At 65.5% G+C, this 14,175-nt stretch carries 17 protein-coding genes; 7 read left to right on the top strand and 10 right to left on the bottom strand.

What is annotated here, in order from left to right; genetic code table 11:
• Positions 1–13 precede the first annotated feature (13 nt).
• Positions 14–607, bottom strand: a complete 594-nt coding sequence (locus ABGN05_RS18390) for a TetR/AcrR family transcriptional regulator (protein WP_367955498.1) — start codon at positions 605–607, stop codon at positions 14–16.
• 79 nt (positions 608–686) lie between these two features.
• Complete coding sequence (locus ABGN05_RS18385; RefSeq protein WP_367955497.1) at positions 687–1,472, bottom strand: GGDEF domain-containing protein; 786 nt, start codon at positions 1,470–1,472, stop codon at positions 687–689.
• Positions 1,473–1,618: 146 nt separating this feature from the next.
• On the opposite strand from ABGN05_RS18385, the gene ABGN05_RS18380 reads away from it, so the two are divergent.
• Positions 1,619–2,326 carry a pyrimidine 5'-nucleotidase gene (locus tag ABGN05_RS18380; RefSeq protein ID WP_367955496.1) on the top strand — a complete coding sequence of 236 codons (708 nt, stop codon included), beginning with the start codon at positions 1,619–1,621 and terminating at the stop codon, positions 2,324–2,326.
• A gap of 30 nt (positions 2,327–2,356) precedes the next feature.
• Here ABGN05_RS18380 and ABGN05_RS18375 read toward each other — a convergent pair whose 3' ends face one another.
• Entirely contained in the window at positions 2,357–3,199 is an 843-nt protein-coding gene (locus tag ABGN05_RS18375; protein WP_367955495.1) for an LOG family protein, read from the bottom strand.
• A 142-nt stretch (positions 3,200–3,341) separates the two neighbouring features.
• On the opposite strand from ABGN05_RS18375, the gene dapD reads away from it, so the two are divergent.
• The 5 genes from dapD (at position 3,342) to ABGN05_RS18350 (ending at position 7,280) form a co-directional block, all read left to right on the top strand.
• Positions 3,342–4,196: a 2,3,4,5-tetrahydropyridine-2,6-dicarboxylate N-succinyltransferase gene (gene dapD / locus ABGN05_RS18370; RefSeq protein WP_367955494.1), complete on the top strand. Its 855-nt coding sequence runs from the start codon at positions 3,342–3,344 to the stop codon at positions 4,194–4,196.
• A gap of 69 nt (positions 4,197–4,265) precedes the next feature.
• Positions 4,266–4,628: a DUF805 domain-containing protein gene (locus ABGN05_RS18365; protein WP_367955493.1), complete on the top strand. Its 363-nt coding sequence runs from the start codon at positions 4,266–4,268 to the stop codon at positions 4,626–4,628.
• A 5-nt stretch (positions 4,629–4,633) separates the two neighbouring features.
• The gene (locus ABGN05_RS18360) at positions 4,634–5,350 is read left to right on the top strand and encodes a hypothetical protein (RefSeq protein ID WP_367955492.1); all 717 of its coding nucleotides are present in this window, start codon (positions 4,634–4,636) and stop codon (positions 5,348–5,350) included.
• Positions 5,351–5,475: 125 nt separating this feature from the next.
• A complete protein-coding gene (dapE, locus tag ABGN05_RS18355; protein WP_367955491.1) occupies positions 5,476–6,669 on the top strand; it encodes a succinyl-diaminopimelate desuccinylase in 1,194 nt (397 codons plus the stop codon).
• Positions 6,670–6,680: 11 nt separating this feature from the next.
• Entirely contained in the window at positions 6,681–7,280 is a 600-nt protein-coding gene (locus ABGN05_RS18350; protein WP_367955490.1) for a transporter, read from the top strand.
• A 1-nt stretch (position 7,281) separates the two neighbouring features.
• Here the strand turns inward: ABGN05_RS18350 and truA are convergent, their stop codons facing one another.
• The 6 genes from truA to def form a co-directional block, all read right to left on the bottom strand.
• Positions 7,282–8,034, bottom strand: a complete 753-nt coding sequence (gene truA / locus ABGN05_RS18345; RefSeq protein ID WP_367955489.1) for a tRNA pseudouridine(38-40) synthase TruA — start codon at positions 8,032–8,034, stop codon at positions 7,282–7,284.
• On the bottom strand, positions 8,034–8,537 hold the full coding sequence (locus tag ABGN05_RS18340) for a GNAT family N-acetyltransferase (protein WP_367955488.1): 504 nt from the start codon (positions 8,535–8,537) through the stop codon (positions 8,034–8,036). The genes truA and ABGN05_RS18340 overlap by 1 nt, the downstream gene beginning before the upstream one ends.
• On the bottom strand, positions 8,534–9,469 hold the full coding sequence (gene fmt, locus ABGN05_RS18335; RefSeq protein ID WP_367955487.1) for a methionyl-tRNA formyltransferase: 936 nt from the start codon (positions 9,467–9,469) through the stop codon (positions 8,534–8,536). The genes ABGN05_RS18340 and fmt overlap by 4 nt, the downstream gene beginning before the upstream one ends.
• Positions 9,470–9,523: 54 nt before the next feature.
• Entirely contained in the window at positions 9,524–9,946 is a 423-nt protein-coding gene (locus tag ABGN05_RS18330; protein WP_367955486.1) for a type II toxin-antitoxin system VapC family toxin, read from the bottom strand.
• The gene (locus tag ABGN05_RS18325; RefSeq protein WP_367955485.1) at positions 9,943–10,233 is read right to left on the bottom strand and encodes a plasmid stabilization protein; all 291 of its coding nucleotides are present in this window, start codon (positions 10,231–10,233) and stop codon (positions 9,943–9,945) included. Before ABGN05_RS18325 ends, ABGN05_RS18330 begins: the two co-directional genes overlap by 4 nt.
• Before the next feature lie 75 nt (positions 10,234–10,308).
• Entirely contained in the window at positions 10,309–10,839 is a 531-nt protein-coding gene (def, locus tag ABGN05_RS18320) for a peptide deformylase (RefSeq protein WP_367955484.1), read from the bottom strand.
• A gap of 102 nt (positions 10,840–10,941) precedes the next feature.
• On the opposite strand from def, the gene ABGN05_RS18315 reads away from it, so the two are divergent.
• Positions 10,942–12,207: a DNA recombination protein RmuC gene (locus tag ABGN05_RS18315; RefSeq protein ID WP_367955483.1), complete on the top strand. Its 1,266-nt coding sequence runs from the start codon at positions 10,942–10,944 to the stop codon at positions 12,205–12,207.
• 4 nt (positions 12,208–12,211) lie between these two features.
• Here the strand turns inward: ABGN05_RS18315 and ABGN05_RS18310 are convergent, their stop codons facing one another.
• Positions 12,212–13,960, bottom strand: a complete 1,749-nt coding sequence (locus ABGN05_RS18310; RefSeq protein ID WP_367955482.1) for a diguanylate cyclase — start codon at positions 13,958–13,960, stop codon at positions 12,212–12,214.
• Between the last annotated feature and the right edge of the window lie 215 nt (positions 13,961–14,175).

Here is a 14,175-nt window from a genome sequence, read left to right as displayed (position 1 = left end):
GGGGCAGCCTCGTCTAGGGGTTCTGGAAGCAGCGGAGGAGTTCCGCGCAGATGGCGTCGAAATGCTCAAGCGACGGATCGGACTGGCGTCGCGAACCCGTCAGCGTGCCGATGACGATCGATGCGGCGGCCTGCGGGTCCAGATCGCCGCGGAAGCTGCCGTTGTCGCGACCGGCTTTCAGGAAATCCGCGATCTGGGCATGCCAATATGCCCGCATTGGCTCAAGTTCCGCCCGCACCTCGGGATCGCGGCGGGCACGCTCGCCCAGTTCCGCCATCACGGTGAACAGGTCGATGTTCGATTCCAGATTTTCGCGGAAATCCGCGAACTCCTGGCGCAGGCGATCCACCGGCGACAGGCCCTGGCGCGGACGGCGCTGATGCTGCCGCACGAAGTCGGTGCGCAACGATTCCGCCACCAGCCGGACCAGGTCCTGCTTCGTCGGTATGTGGTAGTGCAGGGTCGCGATGTTGATGCCGACACGGTCGGCTATGTCGCGCGTGCGCAAACCCTCGAAGCCGCGCTCCGCGATGAGGGACCGCGCGGCGTCCGCGATGTCCTGCTTCCTGTTGTCCTGACGCGGGGTCTCTTCGGGCGCTTCGAGCATTCTCAATCAATTGATTGATTGATCCCCAAATGTCAAGCGTCTCCGGCGCCGGATGCTCGGGCTCGTCCGTGAAAATCAGCTATGCTGCAGACGAAACTTGCGGTTCCGGGAGCACGATCCTGTCCCGGCCCGCGCGCTTTGCCTTATAAAGACGATGGTCGGCAATCCGGAGGGCCTGTGCGACCGTGACGTCGTGACAAAGTTCGGCGCCGCCGATGCTGACGCTGACCTCCAGGGTCGAACCGCCGGGTGCCGCCATCCGCGTCGCTGCAACCTCGCGGCGTATTGCCTCGGCGGTGGAGAACGCAGCCGACGTGTCGAAAGCAGGAAGATAGACAGCGAATTCCTCGCCGCCGATCCGTCCCGAGATGCTCTCGGCGCCGGCCTTGCACTTGATGGCCCTGGCGATCTCGACCAGGGCGGCGTCGCCCGCCGCGTGGCCATGCGTGTCGTTGATGGACTTGAAGTGGTCGGCGTCGATGATCAGCAGCACACCGGAGCCACGCCGCGCGCTCGCCGACTCGACGGCTTTCAGGAAGTTCTCGCGGTTGAGCAGACCGGTCATGGCGTCGCGGCTGGCGCGCTCGGCCAGCTGGGCATGCGCCTCGGCCAGTTCGGCATGGGCCCGGGCGAGTTCGTCGCGGGAACGCGCCACCTCCTCGTGGGCGACTTCTATCCTGTGGTGCTGCAGGAAGCCGCGGGCACTGGCCGGCCACGCGATCAGCAAGGGGCAGAGGGTGCTGATCATCAGCGCGGAACGGTCGAAGGCCATTCCCTGTGTCTTCAGCACGACAGCCGCCAGGATCAGCGATGCGACCGCCGAAACAAAGGCAACCAGTCCTGATTTGACGACGATCGAGCGCATTCAACTTCCCCAACGGAAGTACCCTCGCATCGGGACGTTAAAATGACGATACCGGCGATCCTTAAGAAATCGTTGCGGCGCACCCGAAGCGCCGACGGAGCTGTGGCGCCCGTTCATTCCCGGACAAAACATGCGATACATGCCGCATGACGAATCAACCCGATCCGGCGCGTTTCGAAGGCATCACCGACTGGGTGTTCGACCTCGACAACACGCTCTACCCTCACCACTCGAATCTCTTCTCGCAGATCGACGTGAAGATGACGGCCTACGTGTCGGAACTCCTGCAACTGCCCCGCGACGAAGCCCGAGCCTTGCAGAAGGAACTCTATCTCCAGTACGGAACCACTCTGAACGGGCTTATGGAGCGTCACGGGATCGATCCCGACGACTTCCTCCAGAAGGTGCACGACATCGACTATTCCTGGGTCGCACCGCATCCGGAACTCGGCGAGGAGATCAGGAAGCTGCCGGGGCGCAAGTTCATCTTCACCAACGGCGACCGCAACCATGCCGAACGCACCGCGCGCCAGCTCGGCATCCTCGATCATTTCGACGACATCTTCGACATCGTCGCGGCCGGGCTGGTGCCGAAGCCGGCGCGCGAAACCTATGACAAGTTCTCCGCCCTGCACCGGGTTGCCGGCCCGCAGGCCGCCATGTTCGAGGACCTCGCCCGCAATCTCGCGGTCCCCAAGGCGCTCGGCATGACCACGGTTCTGATCGTTCCAAAGAACTTCGAGCCGACGTTCTCGGAAATCTGGGAGCGCAATCCCGACGACGCGGACGACGTGGATTACGTCACCGACGATCTGGCCGAATTCCTGCGAACGATCAACCGGCGGAACGCTTAAGCCGGGCGGACCGGGCGGGCGAAGGTCCGGCTACGGAATCTCGTAGAAGCGCCGGATGCAGTCCCAGGCTTCGTCCGCCGTATCGGCATAGTCGATGATGTGCTGGTCGCCGGGCGATATTGTGCCCTGCTCGGCCAGGAAGTCGAGGTCGATCGCGCGCTCCCAGAACGACCTGCCGAAGAGGATGACCGGCACCCGCTCCATCCGCCCGGTCTGGATCAGCGTCAGCGTCTCGAAGAACTCGTCCATGGTCCCGAAACCGCCGGGGAAGATCGCGACCGCCTTGGCGCGCATGATGAAATGCATCTTACGGATCGCGAAATAGTGGAAGTTGAAGCAGAGTTCGGGCGTGACGTAGGGGTTCGGCGCCTGCTCGTGCGGCAACACAATGTTGAGCCCGATCGAGGGAGCCCCGACATCCGCCGCCCCGCGGTTTCCCGCCTCCATGACGCCGGGGCCGCCTCCCGTCACGATCACGAACTCGCGATAGCGCGAGGTCGCCGAGTGCTCCGAGCACAGCCGGGCGAACTGGCGCGCCTCCTCGTAGTACCTGCTGTTGGCCTCGAGGTTCTTCTGCTGAACCTCGTTCTTGGCCGCCCAGGCCTCGCCGCCGGGTTCGGGAATACGCGCGCCGCCGAACAGGATCACCGTCGAGCGGATGCCGCGTTCGGCGAGAATCATCTCCGGCTTCATCAATTCGAGCTGAAGCCTGACGGGACGCAGGTCCCGTTGCGTGAGAAAGTCGGCATCGTCCCACGCCAGCCGGTAGGCGGGCGATTGCGTCTGCGGCGTGTGCGGAACGCTGCGGGCGCGTTGCAGATCCTCGTCCGAATGGGGAAGCGGCGTCCAGCCGCCTTCTTTCCGTTCATTCATGGGTATTGTCCGGCCCCTTTTCGTTGCGCCTGTCCCGGGCGCGTCGCGATTGACCCTTCATGAGGCTTCAAATAGGTTCCGCGCGACTTTCCGACAGCCTATGGCCTTGCCTCTTAACAGCACGTGTAACGGAGCCGCCCGCATGCCCACTCAGGACCTCGCCGCACTCGAAAGGACGATCGAGAAGGCATTCGAGGAGCGCGACGGCGTCAACACGAGCACCCGCGGAGAGGTTCGCGAAGCCGTAGAGACCGCGCTGACCCTGCTCGATCACGGAGAAGCGCGCGTGGCGGAACGGCGCGAAAACGGCGACTGGCACGTGAACCAGTGGCTGAAGAAGGCGGTCATGCTCTCCTTCCGGCTGAATCCGATGGAGGTCATCAAGGGCGGTCCCGGCGATGCGGTCTGGTGGGACAAGGTTGCTTCGAAGTTCGACGGCTGGAGCGCGAACGAATTCGAGAAAGCCGGTTTCCGAGCGGTTCCCAACTGCGTGGTGCGGCGCTCGGCCTATATTGCGCCAAACGTGATCCTGATGCCGTCCTTCGTCAATCTCGGCGCCTATGTGGACACCGGCACCATGGTGGACACCTGGGCGACAGTCGGATCCTGTGCGCAGATCGGCAAGAACGTGCACCTGTCGGGCGGCGTCGGCATCGGCGGGGTGCTGGAGCCCATTCAGGCCGGACCGACCATCATCGAGGACAATTGCTTCATCGGCGCCCGCTCCGAAGTGGTCGAGGGGTGCATCGTGCGCGAAGGCTCGGTGCTCGGGATGGGCGTCTTCATCGGCAAGTCGACCAAGATCGTCGATCGAGAGACAGGCGAGATATCGTACGGCGAGGTTCCACCCTATTCGGTGGTCGTGGCCGGCACCATGCCCGGCAAGGCGCTGCCCAACGGCGAGCCCGGTCCGAGCCTATACTGCGCCGTGATCGTCAAGCGCGTCGACGAGAAGACGCGCTCGAAGACCTCGATCAACGAGTTGCTGAGGGACTGATATTGCTCATAGCTCGAAGCCCACTCGGCTCGTTCGACGCTTTCCATCGCGACGGGGGGACGGCTTCGCTTGCCTGACGCATCCAAGATCAGCTGGTTCTTCTTCGGTTTCCAGGGCCGGATCGACCGACAGGCCTTCGCGCTCGGAGGCCTGCTCCTGTACGTCGCGCGGCTCTATCCGGTCTACCGCATCATTGCGACCACCGATGAAGCGGCACAGTCGTTCTGGGGCGGAATCTTCCTGATCGTTATCGGCGTCGCCCTCGTCTCGCACGTGGCGATGTGCGCCAAGCGCCTGCACGACATCAACCGGTCCGGCTGGCTGGCGCTCCTGTTCGTCGTCGGCGACATCCTGATGTTCCTGGTGCTGTGCTTCCTGCCCGGCACAAAGGGACCGAACCGGTTCGGCAGCCAGACCAACGCCCCCCGGTAGCCGGCATGCCCTACCGGACGCTTTCGCCAGCCCTGATCATCGAGACCGCCGAAATTCTCGACCGACGCGTGGAGGAGCGTTTCGCGGCCTCGGGCATCAGCAGGGTCGCGCGCGAACTGGTATCGCTGTCGCGCGACGTCGCGAAAGGTGCGCGCGATCTGGAAGGGCCGATCTGGTGGCTGAGAGCGCTGATCGCGGCGGCGATCGTCGCCGGCGCGTCGATGTTCGCCTTCGTCGGCACCATCGTGCCGCTCGACCGCATGTCGAGCGACGCGCTGGAATCGGTGCAGGGCTTCGAGGCCTCGCTGAACACGCTGCTCCTGATCGGTATCGGGCTGTTCTCGCTGATCACGCTCGAGGAGAGGATCAAACGCAAACGCGTGTTCCGGCAGCTGCACGGCATCCGTTCGCTGATCCACGTGATCGACATGCACCAGCTGACGAAGGACCCCGCAGCGCTTTCGGAGAGCTTCAAGCGGACCCGGAGTTCGCCCGATCGTTCGCTCGGTCCAGCGGAACTGACGCGGTATCTGGATTACTGCTCCGAGATGCTCTCCATCACCGGCAAGCTCGCCGCCCTCTACGCGCAATCCGTCAACGACACGGTGGTCCTCGAAGCGGTCAACGACATCGAGGAACTCGGCTCCAATCTCTCGCGCAAGATCTGGCAGAAGATCATGCTGATCGATCATTCAGCGCATCGCCCGGAGCGGCGGCGCTAGGCGGCAATGTCGCTCGCGGGCGGCGTCCCCGCGCGGCCCCTGCGCATCCGCCCTCCCGATCCGACGGCCCGGGTGCGCGTTTGCGCACGGTGACAGGGCAGCCGCTTTGGACTATCGCTGCCACGATGAACCCGACCACTGATCCCGCTGCGGTGCTGACCACGCTGATCCGCTGTCCCTCGGTGACGCCGGCCGAGGGTGGAGCGCTGGCGGCGCTGGAGACATTCCTGGCGCCCCTCGGATTCCACGTCGATCGGCCGGTCTTTTCCGAACCCGGCACGCCGGACATCGAGAATCTCTATGCCCGGATTTCCGGCAACGGGCCACACCTGATGTTTGCTGGACATACAGACGTCGTGCCGGTCGGGGACGAAGCCTCCTGGAGGCACCCGCCGTTCGGCGCGGAGGTTTCAAACGGCTTCATATACGGCCGTGGCGCGGTCGACATGAAGGGCGGCATCGCCTGTTTCGTTGCCGCCGTCGCCCGCTACATCGAACGCAACGGGCTCCCGAAAGGCTCCGTGTCGCTGCTGATCACCGGCGACGAGGAAGGCCCGGCGGTCAACGGGACCGCCAAGCTGCTGGACTGGGCCGCGAAGATGGGCGAGACGTGGGACGCCGCCGTCGTCGGGGAGCCGACGAATCCCGGCGCTCTGGGCGACATGATCAAGATCGGCAGGCGGGGCTCCGTCTCCGGAACGATCGTGGTGACCGGCAAGCAGGGACATGCCGCCTACCCGCATCTGGCCGACAATCCCGTGCGCGGGATCGTGACGCTGGTGGAAGCGCTGATGCATCCGGCATTCGACGCGGGTACGGCCGACTTCCAGCCGACGAACCTGGAGGTGACGTCGATCGACGTCGGCAATGCCGCGACGAACGTCATCCCGGCGAAGGCGACGGCGTCCTTCAACGTCCGCTTCAACGACACGTGGACCGCCGAGACGATCCAGGCCGAGATCCACAACCGGCTCGACCGAGCCTCCACCCGCGCCATCCTGCGCCCCGATCGGGAAGAGCCGATCCGGTTCGAGATCGAATGGCGCGACCGCCCCAGCCAGGTCTTCCTAACTTGCGACGAGACGCTGATTGGCGTGCTGTCGAAGTCAGTGGAGGCCGTCACCGGTCGGATGCCGGAACTCTCGACCTCCGGCGGAACCTCGGATGCCCGCTTCATCAAGGACTACTGTCCGGTGGTCGAGTTCGGGCTGGTGGGCCAGACCATGCACATGGTGGACGAATGCGTGTCCATAGAGGATCTGGAGATGCTCACCCGAATCTACGAACGCTTTCTCGCCGACTGGTTCGAGACGGCCTGAGATCAGCCTCCATGCCTTCCGTCGACGAGATCATCACCTCCCTGTCCGGAGCCTGGCGCATGATGAATGGCCGGACCGAAGGCCTGCGCATGCTCGACCTCTCGGCGGACGGATTCTGGACGTCGTTCTTCGCCATCGTCATCGCCCTCCCCGCCTTGTTCCTGGGCTGGGTTTCCGTCGCCAACGACATCGTCGCCTTCGATCCTGAAGGCGCGGGACGTCTCTCGCTGATCCTGCGCCTCGCGCTCGTCGATCTCGCGGCATGGCTCCTCCCGCTCGTCGGCCTGGCACTGATCGCGCGCCATGTCGGGATCGGGGATCGCTACGTCCACTACGTGGTTGCGAGCAACTGGGCGACGGCCATCATCGTGTGGATCATGCTGCCGCCGGCATTGCTGCATCTCTTCCTGCCGGACGAGGTCGACGGTGTCTCGCTTCTGTCTCTCCTGCTCTTTCTGGCGACGATGTTTCTGTCCTGGCGCCTGACGAACGTCGCCATCGGCAAGGGACCGGCTGTGGCGACGGGGGTGTTCGCGGCGATGGTCGCGGCATCGCTTTTCGTCCTGTTCGGCATGCAGGACCTGATCGGACTGGATCGGCCCTCCGGCTGATTCAGAGTTCCGGATAGTCGACGCGGACGAGGTAGAGCCCGTGCGGCGGCGCGACCGGTCCACAGGCCTTGCGGTCCATCGCGTCGAGCGCCCGCTTCACGTCGGCGGCGGTCGAGGCGCCCTCCCCGACCCGCTTCAGCGTCCCGACCATGGAGCGCACCTGGTTGTGCAGGAAGGACCGCGCCGAGGCGCGAATCTCGATCAGTTCGCCGCTGCTGGTAACATCCAGCCGGTCGAGCGTGCGTATCGGGCTCCGCGCCTGGCACTGGACCGAGCGGAATGTGGTGAAATCGTGCCGACCCACCAGCACTTGCGCCGCCTCGTGCATGGCGGCGTCGTCGAGCGGACGGGGAACCCACCAGGCCTTGTTCCGCTCCAGCGCCAGCGGCGCGCGCCGGTTGACGATGCGGTAGAGATAGTGCCTCTCGACGGCCCAGAAGCGCGAATCGAAGTCCGGCAAGGCCTTGTCCGCGATCAGGATGGAGACCCGCTCGCCGGCAAGCTGCAGATGCGCGTTGACCGCGTCGCGCACCGTGTCGGCCGGCCAGTCCTTCTCAAGATCGAAATGGGCGACTTGCGCCGTGGCATGGACGCCGGCATCGGTCCGCCCCGCGCCGCGCAAGGTGATCTCCTCGCGGCAGAAGGCAAAGACGGCCTGCTCGATGGCTGCCTGGACGGAATGCTGGCCGGCCTGGCGCTGCCAGCCCGAATAGGGCGTGCCGTCGTACTCGATGTCGAGCCGGTAGCGCGGCATCAGAGCGCACCGAAGGCGCGGGGATAGACGAGGCGTCCGTCGGCGGGCGCATCGGGTTCGAAGGCGATGGCCTGCAGGGCATCGCACTGATACGCGCTCTCGAAACACGCCGCCCGGTCGTGCGCATAGCCGAATCGGCCGTAATAGGTCGGATCGCCCAGCACGACGCTCAGCGTCTCGTGCTCCGCCATCAGGCGGAGATGGCCTTCCCGCACGAGTTCCGTCCCGATCCCTTCCCGCTGGTGATCGGGATCCACCGCGACCGGGGCGAGCGCCACCGCTGGTAAGTCGCGCCCCTCGCGCACGACCCGGAGTCGGGAAAACAGGACGTGGCCGCGCACGTCGCCGTCCCGTTCGGCCACGAGTTCCAGCACGACGTCGCCGTCGGCGACGAGGCGTTCGACGAGATCGGCCTCGTCGGCCTGCCCGAAGGCACGCTCTTCCACAGCGCGGATCGCGGCGCGATCCTTCGGTTCCGCCGGGCGGATGATGAAGGCGCTCACGACAGCCGGTCTCCGGGGACCAGTTTTACCCCGCGCAGGAACTGCGCTGCCTCCATGGCCTTCGCGCCGGCGCGCTGCACTTCAAGGAGCCTGACCGCGCCCGTTCCGCAGGCAACGGCCAGACTATCGTCCAGCACCTCGCCGGGTGCGCCGCTGCCGGCGACCATGGTGGTGCGCAAGAGCTTCAGCCGTTCGGATCTGCCCGCGGCGTCCAGTTCGCACCAGGCGCCGGGAAAGGGCGACAGCCCGCGGACGTGGTCGTGCACCTCCCGGGCCGGCCGGTTCCAGTCGACGCGCGTCTCCGCCTTGTCGATCTTGCGGGCATAGGTGACGCCTTCCTCCGCCTGAGGCGTCAGCGTCAGGTTTCCCGCTTCGAGGGCGGCGAGCGCCTGCACCATGAGCGACGCGCCTTCGGCCATCATCATGTCGTGCAGTTCGCCGGCCGTCATGTCGATGCCGATCGGGACCGTTCGCGACAGCGCCACCGGGCCGGTGTCGAGGCCTTCCTCCATCTTCATGATCATCATCGCCGTCTCGCGGTCTCCCGCCATGATCGCCCTTTGGATGGGCGCTGCGCCGCGCCAACGCGGGAGGGCCGACGCATGACCATTGTAGCAGCCCAGCCGGGTGCCTTCGAGGACCGGCCTGGGCAAGAGCAGTCCGTATGCGACCACAACCGCGACGTCCGCGCCAAGGGCCCGGAAGGCATGCTGCTCGTCAGCAGATCTGAGCGAGGCCGGCGTCCTGACCTCCAGCCCGAGGTCTTCCGCCGCGCGATGGACGGGCGACTTCGTCAGTTCCAGCCCGCGGCGCCCGGCGGCCCGCGGCGGCTGGGTATAGACGGCCGCGACCTCGTGCCCCGCCTGCGCGATGGCGCGCAAGGTAGGCACCGAAAATTCGGGCGTGCCCATGAAGACGATGCGGAGAGGCATGGCCGTGCTGCGAAATCCCGTCAGGCGAGTTTGCGAGGACGCGGTCCCGCGCGCTCATTCCCCCGCTTCAAACGGGTTTACGACAGCGAGGTCAAGCCCGTCGAAATCGCGGACGTTGCGAGTGGCCAGCGTCGCGCCATGAACCAGGCAGATCGCCGCGATCATGGCGTCGCCGATGCTGATCGGCCGATCCATGCGATCCCGGGATGCCCGAATCCGTCCGGCCAGTACCGGCGCGTCACCATCGAATGCAAGAACACGGTCCGAAAACGCGCGCAATGTCCGCTGCAGGATCTCGCGATAGCGGGTCGAACCGGTCTTCACCCAGAAAAGCTCGGCGCCGTATGCTTGCTCCATGACCACCGGTCCGCATAGCCGCATCTCCCGTGCAGCCACCGAGGTGGACCAGCTTTCCACATTTCGGTCCGGCTTCGGCTTCTGCAACTCCGACAGAACGTTCGTGTCGAGCAGGATCATTCGTCGAATTCCGGAAGAGGTCTCCCGAAATCGTTCTTTCGCGCCGCCTCGATCTCTTCCATGATCCTGGCAAATTCCTCCGCCTCGTCCTCGCTTCCTTCCTGGAGCAGGGACCTCAGTTCGCTCCATGCAGAAACCGGCCGCTCCTGCTCGGCAGCGCTGTCAGCCAGCGATTTCTGCAGCAGATCGATCGCCGTGGCCGAAAGACTTCGCCCGTCGCGCCGGGCGGCACGCTCGATCGCCAGCTTCATCGGCTCGGGAACATTTCGGATCAAAAGGTCGCCCATCGGCACCTCCAAGGTTTGATATCAATGATATCAGACCACGGAATGCCGAGCAAACGACCCCAATCGGCAGCAGTCCTACCCCACCAGCCGGTTCGGCGCCTTGTCCCGGGCGAGCTTCCTGAACTTCTTGACCACCATGTCGCGCTTCAGCCGAGAGATGTGGTCGATGAAAAGCACGCCATTGAGATGATCGACCTCATGCTGCAGGCAGGTGGCCAGCAGCCCTTCCGCGTCGATCTCGCGCCGTTCGCCTTCGGCATCGATAAACCCGACACGGATCGCGGCGGGGCGTTCGACCTCGGCGTAATAATCCGGGATGGAAAGGCAGCCCTCCTCGTGCACGTTGCGCTCGTCGGACGAGGACAAAATCTCCGGATTGATGAAGATCTGCGGCGCGCGCGGCTCGTCCTCGTGCGACAGATCGATGACCAGCATCCGGAGCGGCAGCCCGACCTGGATCGCGGCAAGTCCGATGCCGGGTGCATCGTACATAGTGTCCAGCATGTCGCCGGCGAGTTTCCTCACCTCGGTATCGACGCGCTCCACCGGCTTCGACACCTGGCGCAGGACGGGATCGGGAAGGATGACGAGAGGCTTGACCGGCATGGCTGTCACGTAATTCGTGGGCGACAGGCCGTCAACCGCGCAGATTGGCCGCGTTCCTGTTTTGATCTTCTGGGTGCGAGTCGAATCGCGTAGACTCCCGCGATGAACGATCTCCTCTCCGTCCTTTCGCAGCCGGTCGGCCAGCTCGGCGCCACGACCGTCACGCTCGGCCATGTCCTCGTGGCGGCGGGTGGCCTGCTCCTTGTCCTGATCGTCGCGCTGGCCACGGCGCTGTGGCGCTCGGCCAGGGCGCAGGCGCGGGCGGCGGATGATGCCGCGGCGGCGGCGCGCGCGGCGGAGGCCCGGATGGCCGAGATCACGCGCGCGCAGTCGGAGATGCAGGGGCGCATGGCGACGATCGCCGAGGTGTTCGGCTCGCGGCAGAACGAGCTCAACAAGGCGATTTCCGAGCGCCTCGACGCGATGACGGGGCGCATCGGCCACACGATGAGCGAGCAGACCAAATCGACGCACGAGAGCCTGACGAAGCTGCAGGAGCGGCTCGCCATCATCGACACGGCGCAGAACAACATCCAGTCGCTGGCGGGCCAGGTGGTGCAGCTGCAGCAGATCCTCTCCAACAAACAGACGCGCGGCGCCTTCGGGCAATCGCGCATGGAAGCGATCGTGGCCGACGGGCTGCCGCACGGCGCCTACGAGTTCCAGGCGACGCTGTCTAACGGCAACCGGCCGGACTGCCTGGTGCGCATGCCGAACGGTTCTCCCTCGCTGGTGATCGACGCCAAGTTCCCGCTGGAGGCGTGGAACGCGATCCGCGCGGCGGCCGAATCCGACATGCCGGACGCACAGAAGGCGGCGGCTCAGGCCTTCCGCCGCGATATCGAGGTGCACATCAAGGCGATCTCCGAAAAATACCTGATCAACGGGGAGACGCAGGAGACGGCCTTCATGTTCGTGCCGTCGGAATCGATCTTCGCCGAGATCCACGAGAATTTCGAGGCGGTGGTCCAGCGGGCGCACCGCGCGCGCATCGTCATCGTCTCGCCGTCGCTTCTGATGCTCTCCATCCAGGTGATCCAGGCCGTGCTGAAGGACGCCCGCATGCGCGAGCAGGCGCACCTGATCCAGGGCGAGGTGATCCGGCTGATGGAGGACGTCAGCCGCCTCGACGAACGCGTGCGCAAGCTGCAGGGCCATTTCGCGCTGACCCAGAGGGACATCGACCAGATCCTGACCTCGACCGAGAAGGTAACGAAACGCGGCCAGAAGATCGAGGCGCTCGAGTTCGGGCAGGTCCAGGCGCCGGAGCGCGACCCCGCGACGGTGGAAAGGGCCGAGGCCACGAGCGGCCTGCTCGGCGCGCGCCCGGGAAGCCTCAGGCTGCGCGTGGTGGAGGACGAGGAGTGACCTGTCAGGCTACCTTTATCTGGCCGTCGCGGCCGTGCCGTTCCCGGTCGAACAGGATCACCCGGTTGCGGCCGGCACGCTTGGCTTCGTAGAGCGCCACGTCCGCCTTGGCCGCGGCCGACGACAGCGTGTCGTCGTCGTCGGCGACGTGCGCGCCGATGCTGGTGGTGATCCGGACGCCTGCCCCGTCGGAGAGACTGACGGCCCGCGAGCGCACCGCGTCGAGAATCCTGCGGCCGGTGGCTGCGATGGTTTCGGGCGAACAGCCGCGGACGAGCACGACGAACTCGTCGCCGCCCCAGCGGGCGCAGATTTCGTCCTCGCCGCCGGCCGCGGAGATGCGCCGCGCCACTTCGATGATCACCTCGTCGCCGGCCTGGTGCCCGCGCGTGTCGTTGATCGACTTGAAGAGGTCCACGTCCAGGAGGAGAATGCCGACCGCGCCGCCGGCCGCCCGCGCGCGCCGGTGCTCGTCGGCGAAGGCGTCGGCGAAGCCGCGGCGGTTGGCTATCCCCGTCATCGGATCGAGATAGGCCATGCGCTCGAGCTGCTCGGTGCGCTGGCGAACCGTGTCTTCCAGCTTGTTGGTGTTGTCGCGCACGGCCGAGGCCATGCGGTTCAAGGCGTGGGTCAGGCGGCCGATCTCATCGCGATGGCCGGCCTTGATCGCGGGCGGGAAATCGCCGCTCTCGATGCGCTCCAGCGACGTTTCGGCAAGGGCGAGACGATCGAGCACGCTGCGCTTGAACAGGAAGGTGATCAGCCCAGCGGCGGCCAGCATCAAGAGGGCGATGAGACCCCCGATCGGCGCGAACATGTGCTTGCCGACGATCGCGTCGACATCCATCAGTGTCACATTGAACCAGTCGAGCCTGTCGAGATAGCCGACGCCGACCAGTACCTTCTTTCCGCCGACCATCAGGAAGCCCGACGCAGCCTGCGTCCTGCCGTCGAGAAGGTTCGCCATCATGTCGCCGAGCTTCGCCTTGCTCTGCGTGTCGTCGAGCATGTTGAACACCGTCTTGCGGTCGGCGGCCTGCTTGGTCAGGCTGGCGAAGTCGATGCGGCTCTCCTCCCGGGTCGCCTGGACCGCGCCGCTCGCATCCACGAAGATGCTCTCGACCCCCGGCTGGTCGGTGGTGACGATCTCGTCGATGAAACTCGTCAGGTTTATGCCTGTCCCCAGCACGGCGAGCGGCTTGCCATCCGCGGAGACGACGCAGTTGATCCAGACGTTCGTGACCTTGAGCGCCCGGTCGTTGTTCACGTTGAGCCGGCAGCCCGGTCCCATCGCGAGGGTCTGGTAGAACCACGCATCCTTGTCGTTGCCCGGCAACAGGCGATAGCGCAGCTGCGCCCGGTCGAACCTGGAGATCGCGTCGTTGTAGTAGTAATCGCCGGAACCGGCCATCGCGAGGAAGTAGCTTCCGTCGCGGAAGGACGTACGGAAATGCTCCAGTTCGTCAATGCCGCGCGCCGTCCTGGCGGGCGAGGTCTCGTCCTTGGCCCATGCGATGATGGCCGGCGATCGCGCGAGCGTCTCGGCGAGTGCCACCTCGCGCGCCAGCGGCCCCAACCCGCGATACCGGTCGTAGAGGATCTGCCGCTCGGCGAACAGTGTGGAGAGCTTCTCGGTCGTCGATCCGACGATCCAGGAGAACGCGGCGAGGCCGGGTATGCCGACGGCGACGAATGCACCGAGCGTAAGGACGAGCACTCGAACGCGCAGGCTCTGCGCGAATGCTCCCCTCATTCGGCTCAGCGAATTACCGGATGCGGCCATCGGCGACGTGACGCCCTCTCGAACGTGGAGACGGCATTGGCGCCGCCGCTCTTTCCGCCACGTTAGCCGGTGGTGGTATATGAGGGGTTAAGCGATGAAGGCCGCGCGCGGGAAATGCACTGTTCACCGCAAGGCACTCGCAGCCTCGGCGCAAGGCGACTATCTCAGGTTCGAAACGGAGCGCA

It is taken from the genome of Aquibium pacificum, assembly GCF_040839445.1.
GTDB classification, from domain to species: Bacteria; Pseudomonadota; Alphaproteobacteria; order Rhizobiales; family Rhizobiaceae; genus Aquibium; species Aquibium pacificus.
Note: the sequence above shows the minus strand (reverse complement) of the source record. Positions and strands in the feature narration are given on the sequence as shown.

Bases quoted from the DNA above. Each gene is read 5' to 3' on its own strand.
- ABGN05_RS18390 (WP_367955498.1), bottom strand. From the start codon at position 607: ATGCTCGAAGCGCCCGAAGAGACCCCGCGTCAGGACAACAGGAAGCAG.
- ABGN05_RS18385 (WP_367955497.1), bottom strand. From the start codon at position 1,472: ATGCGCTCGATCGTCGTCAAATCAGGACTGGTTGCCTTTGTTTCGGCG.
- ABGN05_RS18380 (WP_367955496.1), top strand. From the start codon at position 1,619: ATGACGAATCAACCCGATCCGGCGCGTTTCGAAGGCATCACCGACTGG.
- ABGN05_RS18375 (WP_367955495.1), bottom strand. From the start codon at position 3,199: ATGAATGAACGGAAAGAAGGCGGCTGGACGCCGCTTCCCCATTCGGAC.
- dapD (WP_367955494.1), top strand. From the start codon at position 3,342: ATGCCCACTCAGGACCTCGCCGCACTCGAAAGGACGATCGAGAAGGCA.
- ABGN05_RS18360 (WP_367955492.1), top strand. From the start codon at position 4,634: ATGCCCTACCGGACGCTTTCGCCAGCCCTGATCATCGAGACCGCCGAA.
- dapE (WP_367955491.1), top strand. From the start codon at position 5,476: ATGAACCCGACCACTGATCCCGCTGCGGTGCTGACCACGCTGATCCGC.
- ABGN05_RS18350 (WP_367955490.1), top strand. From the start codon at position 6,681: ATGCCTTCCGTCGACGAGATCATCACCTCCCTGTCCGGAGCCTGGCGC.
- truA (WP_367955489.1), bottom strand. From the start codon at position 8,034: ATGCCGCGCTACCGGCTCGACATCGAGTACGACGGCACGCCCTATTCG.
- fmt (WP_367955487.1), bottom strand. From the start codon at position 9,469: ATGCCTCTCCGCATCGTCTTCATGGGCACGCCCGAATTTTCGGTGCCT.
- ABGN05_RS18330 (WP_367955486.1), bottom strand. From the start codon at position 9,946: ATGATCCTGCTCGACACGAACGTTCTGTCGGAGTTGCAGAAGCCGAAG.
- ABGN05_RS18325 (WP_367955485.1), bottom strand. From the start codon at position 10,233: ATGGGCGACCTTTTGATCCGAAATGTTCCCGAGCCGATGAAGCTGGCG.
- def (WP_367955484.1), bottom strand. From the start codon at position 10,839: ATGCCGGTCAAGCCTCTCGTCATCCTTCCCGATCCCGTCCTGCGCCAG.
- ABGN05_RS18315 (WP_367955483.1), top strand. From the start codon at position 10,942: ATGAACGATCTCCTCTCCGTCCTTTCGCAGCCGGTCGGCCAGCTCGGC.
- ABGN05_RS18310 (WP_367955482.1), bottom strand. From the start codon at position 13,960: ATGAGGGGAGCATTCGCGCAGAGCCTGCGCGTTCGAGTGCTCGTCCTT.